At 56.5% G+C, this 9,809-nt stretch carries 8 protein-coding genes and 1 pseudogene; 7 read left to right on the top strand and 2 right to left on the bottom strand.

Annotated features, from left to right (window positions below; all coding sequences use genetic code 11):
* The 3 genes from B3873_RS22420 to B3873_RS26655 form a co-directional block, all read left to right on the top strand.
* A partial coding sequence (locus tag B3873_RS22420) for a hypothetical protein (RefSeq protein ID WP_286869169.1) occupies positions 1-264 on the top strand: 264 nt, incomplete at its 5' end.
* A 4-nt stretch (positions 265-268) separates the two neighbouring features.
* Entirely contained in the window at positions 269-2,821 is a 2,553-nt protein-coding gene (locus tag B3873_RS22415; RefSeq protein ID WP_286869168.1) for a phospholipase D-like domain-containing protein, read from the top strand.
* Positions 2,818-3,912 carry a T6SS immunity protein Tli4 family protein gene (locus B3873_RS26655; protein WP_349676453.1) on the top strand — a complete coding sequence of 365 codons (1,095 nt, stop codon included), beginning with the start codon at positions 2,818-2,820 and terminating at the stop codon, positions 3,910-3,912. The genes B3873_RS22415 and B3873_RS26655 overlap by 4 nt, the downstream gene beginning before the upstream one ends.
* Here the strand turns inward: B3873_RS26655 and B3873_RS22405 are convergent.
* Positions 3,910-4,253 (bottom strand): annotated as a pseudogene (locus tag B3873_RS22405) (methyl-accepting chemotaxis protein); the annotation flags it as partial. The gene B3873_RS26655 and the pseudogene B3873_RS22405 sit on opposite strands and share 3 nt — an antisense overlap.
* A 33-nt stretch (positions 4,254-4,286) precedes the next feature.
* Here B3873_RS22405 and B3873_RS22400 point away from each other — a divergent pair.
* The 4 genes from B3873_RS22400 to B3873_RS22385 all read left to right on the top strand — a co-directional run bounded on the left by B3873_RS22400 (position 4,287) and on the right by B3873_RS22385 (position 8,091).
* Positions 4,287-4,910, top strand: coding sequence for a hypothetical protein (locus tag B3873_RS22400; protein ID WP_286869166.1), 624 nt, complete (start codon positions 4,287-4,289; stop codon positions 4,908-4,910).
* Entirely contained in the window at positions 4,900-5,343 is a 444-nt protein-coding gene (locus B3873_RS22395) for a hypothetical protein (RefSeq protein WP_286869164.1), read from the top strand. Before B3873_RS22400 ends, B3873_RS22395 begins: the two co-directional genes overlap by 11 nt.
* Before the next feature lie 74 nt (positions 5,344-5,417).
* Positions 5,418-5,909 carry a DUF3304 domain-containing protein gene (locus tag B3873_RS22390; protein ID WP_286869162.1) on the top strand — a complete coding sequence of 164 codons (492 nt, stop codon included), beginning with the start codon at positions 5,418-5,420 and terminating at the stop codon, positions 5,907-5,909.
* A 16-nt stretch (positions 5,910-5,925) separates the two neighbouring features.
* On the top strand, positions 5,926-8,091 hold the full coding sequence (locus B3873_RS22385; RefSeq protein ID WP_286869160.1) for a T6SS phospholipase effector Tle1-like catalytic domain-containing protein: 2,166 nt from the start codon (positions 5,926-5,928) through the stop codon (positions 8,089-8,091).
* Positions 8,092-8,184: 93 nt separating this feature from the next.
* Here B3873_RS22385 and B3873_RS22380 read toward each other — a convergent pair whose 3' ends face one another.
* Positions 8,185-9,708 (bottom strand): methyl-accepting chemotaxis protein, encoded by a 1,524-nt coding sequence (locus B3873_RS22380; protein ID WP_286869158.1) that lies wholly within the window; start codon positions 9,706-9,708, stop codon positions 8,185-8,187.
* Between the last annotated feature and the right edge of the window lie 101 nt (positions 9,709-9,809).

The following is a 9,809-nucleotide window of genomic DNA, read 5'->3' as shown; positions in this document are numbered from 1 at the left end:
AAGATGTTGCTTGACGCCTATAACAAAAGTCCCAACAAGCTTTGGCTGGTGTATCAAGATCATGTCCAGAACGTGGCCGTCGCTAGACATGATCCGGATTGGAATGACAGCCAGCAGTTGGCCCACGCGCTTAGTGCGATGGGATACACAGATGTATATGGTGCATCCATTGGGCCTGAGGCATATCAGGCAACGTCGGCATTGGTGAAAGACGAAACTGGACAAGGCCGTGGCGCGCCATTGATCAACAAGATACTTGGTTGAGACTATGTCATACCTGAATGATCAACATTATCGCGAAGTGAACAACATCCTCGGGGCTGGCTATGCAACCAAGTCCAGCGTAACCAGTTCCATCTGGATCAGTGACCCGAACGTCTTTGCGCCGAAAAGAGATGGCAACGCGATTCATGCATTCACCACGGGGAAGGCGTATTTCGCAGACTTGGTTGAGAAGATCGAGGGCGCTACCAAGGAAATATGCATGGCCGGCTGGCAGATCAACTGGGATGCGATGCTGGCGCCAGGGAAAAGGCTTTATGACGTCTTGTTGAGTGCTGCCCGCAAGCCAGGAATGAAGATTTACATCATGCCTTGGGACGATACTCGTCCTGTGCGAACTTATGACGACCCTACACTGATCGTCATCGAATCGATCAATGGAGAGCCGGGAGTGGCGCCCGGTACGGTACAGGGGATCGTCTCGCACAGCTTCAACACGGAGAACGCGAAATACTTCAGTCATCACCAGAAGTCGGTGATCATTGATCGGCGCTACGCCTATGTAGGTGGGATTGATGTTGCCTATGGACGCTATGACGATGAACATTATTCGCTGAAGTGCGATGCCGATGGGCGCGAGGTGATGAATCGCTACAATCCCTGCATTCCGCCATTGAAAAACGTATCAATGATGGATACGGTCAATCCGAATGCCATGCGCAGGAGTAAAAAAAATCTGTCTGCGGAGCAGGAAAAGGCTTACGCCGAGGCAAATGGCCTGCCCTCCGAGTTGGCCAAGATCAAAGCCGGAAAATGGCAGGTTCCCTATGCCGACCCGGGATTTATAGACATCGCTTCAAATGGAGCGGGGCACGACAGTCCTTTGCGCAAGACGCTTGATCCCGCCAGACAGCCGAGGATGCCATGGCAGGACGTGCATGCTCGTGTCGAAGGCCCTTGCGTGTATGACTTCATGCGTAATTTCATCAAGCGTTGGGCGATCAGTAAGGGGGCTCCTATCCGCTTCAATGAAGGGCCAGCAGATTTCCCGCCGGTCGGCTCAAGCATGATCCAGGTACTTCGTACTGCGCCTGCTGGTTTGGTTACGAAGGAAGAAACCAGTCCGCCGCGAAGCACTGGTTTTCGACAGAAGGAAGACCATATCAAGAAAGCGATGCTGAACTTGATTTCCAAGGCCAATCACTTCATCTACATTGAAAATCAATTTTTTGTTGGAGACTTGGGGAGTCCTGTCTATGCGGTGCCTGACGATGGTGGCGCACTATCTCCTGCCGCGCGTTTCATCAATACCCAAAAGGGTAAGCTCAGCATGCTTTCTGAATTCGGTTTGAAAATGACCGATGACACCAAGGATTCCCGAAAGATGTATGACCCGCCGACCAATGAAATTTGCAGGGCATTGGTGGAGAGAATCCAGCGCGCCATCCTCAACGAGGATCCCCAGCCATTTCATGTTTACATTACGCTTCCGGTCCATCCGGAGGGTGACTTCATGACCAGCGCATCGGTCGCGGTGCAGGTGTTCTGGACAATGCAGACCATCTCTTTTGGTACCAACAGTCTCCTCAATGGCATTCGCCGTGGTCTTCTCGCAAAGCGGCTTCGCGATCAAAAGAAGCCGTACAAGCACATCCTCCTGGAAACAAAGAAGGACTTTGGAAAAGAGCTGGATGAAATTCCTCTTGAGGACTGCTTTGATTACGTCACCTTGCTCAATTTACGGAGCTGGGCAAAGTTGGGTGAGCGCTATGTGACTGAGCAAATTTATGTCCATACCAAACTGATGATCGTTGATGATCTGTACGCGCTCTTTGGAAGTGCCAACATCAACGATAGAAGCTTGAACGGTGAGGGAGACTCCGAGATTGCTGTCCTGGTGGCAGATACGGAAAATACGCGCGCAGACATTTGCGGTGACGGAATCCCTAGGCCAGTGAGGAAATTTGCGCATAAATTGCGGATGGAGATATGGGAAAAGTTGTTTGGTATCAGCGGCAATGGCTCAGTGCAGCCTGGCCCGAAGGCTGCTTCCAATTTGAAGATGGCAATCGAAAAACCTGGGTCGCCGGCTAGCTGGAAGGCTATTCAAAAGCAGGCGGAAGCTAACGCTGCGGCTTACGAGAAGGTGTTTGATTACGTGCCCCGAAATTGGTCGTCAGAAACGGCTCGACGAGTGCCCTGCTCGATTATTCCGAATTGGGATACTTCGTTGTTCAGTCCAGCTATTCAGAACTCCCCGGAAATTAATCCTTATGGTTTTGATGCGCCCGTTCTGAATATGCAGGTACCAGCTGTTGTTAAAGGTTCGCCTGCGTCGGCTTTACCTTCAGAGGAAAGGTTTTGGGAAAGAGCGCATCATAATGTAAGGACAGTCAGTTCACTTTCGTCAATAGCCGGGTTTATCACGGCGCTGCCAATACATTGGACGCAGAACGAGAAGAACGATTTTAAGTATCCTACGACATTAATAGGGGAGGTGGACAAGGAAAGAGCTACTCCGAACGAATATGAAAGAAGTGATGATCTGATTGCGGACGGAAAATCTAAATCAGCAGATATAAATATTGGCTCAGTATGAAATTCGAAATTCCAAAATCATTTTTCTTATCCGCCGTACTCCTATTCGCCGATGATGCCATCGCATCCGATGCACGTCAGTGGAGCAAGGATTGTGTAGGCCATCTGGAAATTTCCCTACCCGACAAGGCTGACGTGGCAGCGACTGCATTTGACCAGCTGTTTCGGCCTCTAAGAACCTTGACTAGTGAATTCGACGATGGCCAACCAGCTCTTTACAGCAAATATGCATATGCAGGCCAGATGGAAGTCACGCGCGGTCTTTCGTCCGAAGAAAGTAAGCGCTTCCTCGCTGATGTAAGGAAAACCAGTGCGCAGATCAGGCAAGACGCTGAAAGTTATAAGGAAACGAACGTAGACCTCCCCGAAGGAGATTACGAGCAATTCAAAGTGGAAGAGGGTGACGGATTGGCAGTACGTCGCTTCAGATTTTTCTATGCGGCGCGGATTGTGAAATCCCATGCCTTGAGGTGGGAATTAACTGCGCCAGAAGACCGGATTCCGGAGTTCGTGCAATTCATGAACAAGCTAATTAAAGCGGTTGATGTACGTGAAGATTTTACCGTGCCATTAACTCCCGGACTTTGCATGCCGCACTTGTTCGTACCCATTGAAGGCCATGAACGCTATGGCCATTCCATCGCCACGACTTATCGCCTGAAAAATCATCCTGACGTAACCGTCTTGCTGGAAGATACCAGCGCCAGACGTCCTTACCCATCACAAGACCCCGCGAAACTGACGGCAGTCTACAAGTCCAATTTCTTCTGGACCCAGGACTACCGAAGCTATGACTCGATCAAGAATCTGCTGACCTTGCGCCGTCACAACACGATTGAGTTTGCCGGGCAGAAAGGTGTGGAGTCCATGGTAAGCATGATTCGCAAGGACAAAGTAACAGAAGACTATGGATATCTGGTTGTCACTGAAGGCGATCCAAACGCCGGAAATCAGAAGCCCGAACTGATGCTGTACGTGATCCGCGACGCCAAGAACGCTGAGAAGCGCGGTATGAAACCGATGGGAAAGGATGAGTTTTTCAAACTGGCCCGGGAGATTGCGGCTTCGGTCAAGCTGCGTTCCTTACCCTGATCGCTGGGCCAGGCTGAGCACTTCCGACGCACCACCGCAAAGCCGCGTCCCTTTTCACCTGCACGCGCGGCTTCCACCACCGCATTGAGCGCGAGAATGTTGGTCTGGAAGGCGATGCCATCGATCACGCTGATGATGTCCGCAATCTCGCGCGCCGAGGCCTGGATCTCTTCCATGGTGCTCACCACATCCCACACCGAACCCGCCATCGCATTGGCCTGGCGTGCATGATCGGCATTACGGCGCACGGTGGAGGTGATCTGTCCCATTGCCGCCGCCGTCTCTTCCAGAGAACTGGCATGTTGCACCATGCGCGCCGACAAGTCGAGGTTGCCTCCGGCCGCAACGCGGCGGAAGCGGATCGCTACGCCCAGTTGCACCTGGAAGCCAGCGAGGCTCGCAACAAACTGTGGCAGGCACGCAGCACGGTGCGCACGCTGCGTCCGGGCACCCGCTTCACGCTGATGCAGGGGCCGCTGGGCTTGTCTGCAGCGTCCGGCAAAGCACCTGAATACGCCGTATTGTCGGTGGTGAGTGCAGGCGTAAATAATTTACCCAGGGATGCACAGGAAGGGCAGGCCGAATTGTTCGGCCTGCTGCCGTCGCTGCTGGAAGAATGCCTGGCAGCATGGCAGTCCCTGCAACAAACCGTCCAGGGCAGTTTCCAGCCTGATTCAGTGGCCGTGAGTGAGCGTGCCGATCTCGATGCCGTGATCGCCCAGGCCCGCAAGCTCGGCTATGCCAATACGCTGGTGGAATTCGTCGCCGCCTATCAGCAGCGTGCGCGTGAAGCTGGCCTGGATGATATCGATCGGCAGACACAGTACGTATTGCTGGCGCTCTACACCAGCGGCGCTGGCGTTGAGCATCCGGCCGTGACGGCTTTGATGCAGAATCCGCCTGCTTCCCTGACAGGCTATTTCGATGCCTTGCAGGCCATGCCTGAGGAAGTCTGGGAAGCAGGGCCACCTCTTTGGGAGAATGAGCATGTCGCATGAGCACTGGCAGAAGCGGATTGTTTTTCCGCAGTGGGCACTGGTACTGGGAATGGTGTTCCTGCTCGCCATGTCCTGCCCGCGCGCGCATGCCCAGACGAATGACGATCTGAAGGCCCTGGTGGCCCATCTGAAGTTCGTCATTCCCGATGAAACGGCATTGGTCGAACCGAAAAAACTGGAACGCTTCGTCGCGCAATACCAGAAGCGGGCGGTTTCTGCAGGTCTGAAGGATATCGATCGCCAGACCGCCTACGTGCTGCTGGCCTTGTACACCTCGGGCAAGGGTCTCGAACAGCCCGAGTTCAAGCAGGTGATGGCGCATCCGCCGGCTTCCTCGGATGCATTCAGCGATGCTCTCATCGGGCTTCCGCAACGTGTGTACGATAGCGGGCAGCCGTTGTGGGAGAACGCGGTCAATGGCGGCAGCCGTTAGCCCTTCGAGGAACGCTGCCAGAGCGTGGAGCCTCGCATCGTCCGATAGACTTGTCGTTACTTTGAAATATATCCATGGAATACATCACCAAGATGGCCGGAAAGTCCCTGCTCCACATGTTGCTGCTGTCTCTGCTCATCATGTTGGGCGGATGTGAGGCGAAGGCAGAGCCCGAGCTGGGGATGGAGCTGGTCGGCTATAACCATACTGTTTTTGGCATATCGGACTTCGATGTCACCGTCATACCGGGAAAACGCACCGCGGGTGGCTACATCGCAGCCGGACAGGGGGGAGGAGGCTATATCTGCTGTATCAGCGTCCCGAAGAATTGGCGTGCGGGACTGATGGCGAACGTCAATGTCCGCACCGTGAATGGTGCGGGGCAGCCGGTTGAACGTTCCTGGTCAGTGCCGGTGCCGCAATATGCATCGGAACAGGCGGGCCATTTCTCGGTGCATTTCTTGCGGGACGGGCAGGTGAAAGTATTCGCTACGAACCTTGCGCTCTGGCACCCTGACTACCCGTTGAAAGGGCCGGAGGCTGAATTGAAGCCAGGATCAAACTAGTTGCGGGAGTCTGAGCATGAGTATGCTTTACACGGGCCGTGCGGTACCGAGCGATGGGCGTCGAAAATTTTCTGCCAGGGAGGCAAGCCAGCGCGCCAAGGCTCTGGCTTGCCTGCGTTCCCGGGGAAGTACTGAATGCAAAGGACAGGTCTTCGTCGGCATGTTCTTTGACGGAACCGGCAACAATGACAAGTGGGTAGAGGAAAAACAAACGGCGACACAGCGGCAGCGGAACAAGCACAGCAATGTCGCGCGACTGTACGATGCCTATCTCGATGAGCCCAAAAATGGATTCTTCAAATCTTACATGCAGGGTGTGGGAACACCCTTTGCAGAGATTGGCGACAACAGCAAATTGGGAACCGACATCGGCGGAAATGCGTTTGGCTTCATGGGAGCGGATCGCATCAATTGGGGCATCACCTTTCTGCTCGATGCCGTCTACACATATCTGACAGGAACGGGTCTTTTTGGTGACCTTGTGCAACGACGCCAACTCGTCAACTTCATGAGTTCTTCCATGCTGGCGGGGGGTAACGCCTATGCAGCGACGGCGGACATGAAAGTCGGACAGTGGAACGTGCCCGGCTATTTGCTGAACGCACCGGAGCAGATGCGCCGCGCCGACATCTACAAACAGTTCATCGACAAGCTGACGGCCGCGGTCAAATCCAGCCAGCGCAAGATCGTGCAGATCAACGTTTCGGTATTCGGTTTTTCCCGCGGAGCTGCTGAGGCTCGTGCGTTCACGCATTGGCTGCACGAACTCTTTACGCCTTCCGGCGGCGCTTTCGAAATCGCCGGTGTGCCAATTCGCATCGGTTTCCTCGGTATCTTCGATACGGTGGCCTCGGTCGGCATCGGAGATGTAACGCCGATCACCTTCGGCCACATGGCCTGGGCGCACAAAACGCAATCCATTCTGCCCGCGGTTGAAGAGTGCGCGCATTTCGTGGCGCTGCACGAACAACGGGCCAGTTTTCCGCTGGAGTCCTCCACAGGGTGGAAGAATGTCGGCTATCCCGGCATGCACTCTGACGTGGGTGGCGGCTATCTGCCGGGAGAGCAGGGAAAATCCATGCCTGACTGGGGCTTGTCACCGCAGCTTTCGCAGATTCCCCTTATTGACATGCACTTTGCCGCACTCAAGGGCGGTGTACCGCTCCTGACCTTGGCCGAGCTGGCGAAAGATTCTGCCAGCGCCAAGGGTTTTGCCACTGACGCGCGTTTGGTCAAGGCCTACAACGACTGGCTGGCAGGTAACGGCATCAAGGCCGGCAGCATTCGCGAATTTACGCAGGCCCATACCCGTCAGTATCTTCGGTGGAGAGGATCTCTGCATGAGGGGAAGGGCGGCTTGCTGTTGAGCAAGCGCTTCTATCGGGATGCTGGGACCTCCGACAAGAAGGATCTGCTGGAGGCCGATGTCGAACTCGGGAAAATGATCCGTGACTGGCGTGAGCGTGGCAATCTGGATCTGGATCAGCGCATGGGGCAGATGGCCCGGAAGTATGTGCGCCGGGTCTCGCCGCTGGCGGGCGTCCTGACGGATGCGGCCAAGGAGCGCCTGACTGCGGAAGAGAAAAAATTCTACGACATCATGTGCGCAGGCCCGGTGCCGCCGGCCGCGTCGGTAACGCTCTTCGATGACTATATCCATGATTCCCGCGCCGGCTTCCGGGTGGCGGGCAAGCACGAACCGATTTTCATCACCGGTGGCTATGCCCGCTTCCGTCAGGTATTTCTGCAGGGCGAGGGCGACTCAGCCACGCGCAAGATCGGCGAACTGGTCGAGCGCAAGGTGGGAGAACGTGCTGCGGATATGGCTGAAGACGCGCGTGACATCAAGGATTACACCGTCCGTACCTATGATCGCGCCCGCGATCGCATCGTCAGCGGTTACCATGCCGTCGAGGATGCGGCCGTGCGCGCCAAACGCGAAGTTGAGGACAAGGCACTGGCGGCCAAGCGGGAGATCCAGGAACAGGCTGAAGCGGCCAGGAAGAAATTGCAGGCTGCTGCCGAGGCGGCAAGAGACCAGGCCAGTGCATTGAAAAAGAAAACCATGGCCGAGATCAAGCGCGAAGCCGACGAGGCACAGCGTATCTATGACGCCGCCCAGCGCCACGTCATGAAGAAGTATGAGGAGCTGGGCGCGATGTGGCACAGCATCATGGATTGAGCAGCGCGGAGGTCGGATTGATTGCCTTCAAGCGCATGAAAGCGAACCCGTGCCAGGTCACCACCGATAGTTGCACGCCGCATCTTTCCCCTTTCAAGCCATCCTCCCCACCCCCAACCGAAACACACTCACCGACTCCGCCAGCCTGCGCGCCTGCTCCTTGAGCGCCTCGGTGGCGGCCGCTGCTTCTTCCACCAGCGCCGCATTCTGCTGCGTCACCGTATCCATCTGCGCAATCGCCTGGTTGACCTGTTCGATGCCGGCTTCCTGTTCGCCGCTGGCGGCCGAGATCTCGCTCATGATCTGCGTCACGCTGCGCACGCTCACCACCAGTTCCTCGATGGTAGCGCCGGCATTCCTGACCAGCTGGCTACCGGCTTCTACCTTCTCCACAGAAGTTCCGATGAGGGTCTTGATTTCCTTGGCCGCCGTCGCCGCGCGCTGGGCCAGGCTGCGTACTTCCGACGCTACCACCGCAAAGCCGCGACCCTGCTCGCCGGCACGCGCCGCTTCCACCGCCGCATTGAGCGCGAGGATATTGGTCTGGAAGGCGATGCCATCGATCACGCTGATGATGTCCGCAATCTCGCGCGCTGAGGCCTGGATCTCTTCCATGGTGCTCACCACGTCCGATACCACCAGCCCGCTGCGCGAAGCCACTGCCGACACCGAACCCGCCATCGCATTGGCCTGGCGCGCATGATCGGCATTGCGGCGCACGGTGGAGGTGATCTGTTCCATCGCCGCCGCCGTCTCTTCCAGCGAACTGGCCTGTTGCTCCGTGCGCGCCGACAAGTCGAGATTGCCGCCAGCGATCTGGGTCGAGGCCGTCACGATGGTGTCGCTGCCGGTGCGCACGCCGCCGACCACGCGCTGCAGGCTGCTGCTCATTTCCTTCAAGGCCTGCAGCAGTTCACCGGTCTCATCCTTGCGCCTGACCTCGATACGGCTGCCCAGGTCGCCTGCCGCCACCGTCTTGGCGATGGTGACCGCTTCGGCGATGGGGCGCGTAATGGAGCGGGTGGCAAGCAGCGCCAGCAGCGCGGCCAGCAGCACCACCACCGCGCCTACGCCCAGTTCGACGGCTTCACCGTTGCGGATGGCGCTGGAGATTTCCTGGCCGGTGCCATTGGCGTTCTCGCGCGCAATCGCCAGCAGGCCCGCGAAACCTGCTCCCAGAACCTTGTCTGCGCCACTGATGGACGCATCGATCTCGCTGACCGAGGCCCCGGCCGCCTTCATCCCCTGCGCCTTGGCCACGGCTTCACGATAATTGCGTTCGCCCGTGCTGATCTTCTGCAGCAGCTCTTCTTCCTTGGGGTTGTCCACACCCAGCTTGCGGTACTCGCTCATGAGGCGGGCGATGGCATCCATGTCGGCCAGGAAATGCTTGTCATAGTCCTTGCCGCGCACCACGTAGTTCTTGAAGTTCTGTACGCCCTCCCCCAGCTTGATGTAGCCCTGGGTGGCGTAGTCCTGCTTGGTCAGCACCGTGCCGGAAAAATCACCCCAGTGCTGGCCGATCCGGGTCAGCGTGAGCAGAGACGCCGTAATGAGTACGCAAGCCAGCAACGTGACCAGCAGGAAGGAGCCGCCAAGACGGGTGCCGATTTTCATGCGTGTTCCCTGAAAATTATTTATAAGATTTACCAATTTTGAGGGTGGCTGGTCGCGGGGAAAGCCCGATGGAGGCGGGTAAAAGCCGTGCAACTCATCAT

It is taken from the genome of Herbaspirillum sp. UBA812 (assembly GCF_002296545.1).
GTDB classification, from domain to species: Bacteria; Pseudomonadota; Gammaproteobacteria; order Burkholderiales; family Burkholderiaceae_D; genus Herbaspirillum; species Herbaspirillum huttiense.
Note: the sequence above shows the minus strand (reverse complement) of the source record. Positions and strands in the feature narration are given on the sequence as shown.

Excerpts from the sequence above, each read along its gene's own strand:
- B3873_RS26655 (WP_349676453.1), top strand. The coding sequence starts at position 2,818 with ATGAAATTCGAAATTCCAAAATCATTTTTCTTATCCGCCGTACTCCTA.
- B3873_RS22395 (WP_286869164.1), top strand. The coding sequence starts at position 4,900 with ATGTCGCATGAGCACTGGCAGAAGCGGATTGTTTTTCCGCAGTGGGCA.
- B3873_RS22385 (WP_286869160.1), top strand. The coding sequence starts at position 5,926 with ATGAGTATGCTTTACACGGGCCGTGCGGTACCGAGCGATGGGCGTCGA.
- B3873_RS22390 (WP_286869162.1), top strand. The coding sequence starts at position 5,418 with ATGGAATACATCACCAAGATGGCCGGAAAGTCCCTGCTCCACATGTTG.
- B3873_RS22380 (WP_286869158.1), bottom strand. The coding sequence starts at position 9,708 with ATGAAAATCGGCACCCGTCTTGGCGGCTCCTTCCTGCTGGTCACGTTG.
- B3873_RS22415 (WP_286869168.1), top strand. The coding sequence starts at position 269 with ATGTCATACCTGAATGATCAACATTATCGCGAAGTGAACAACATCCTC.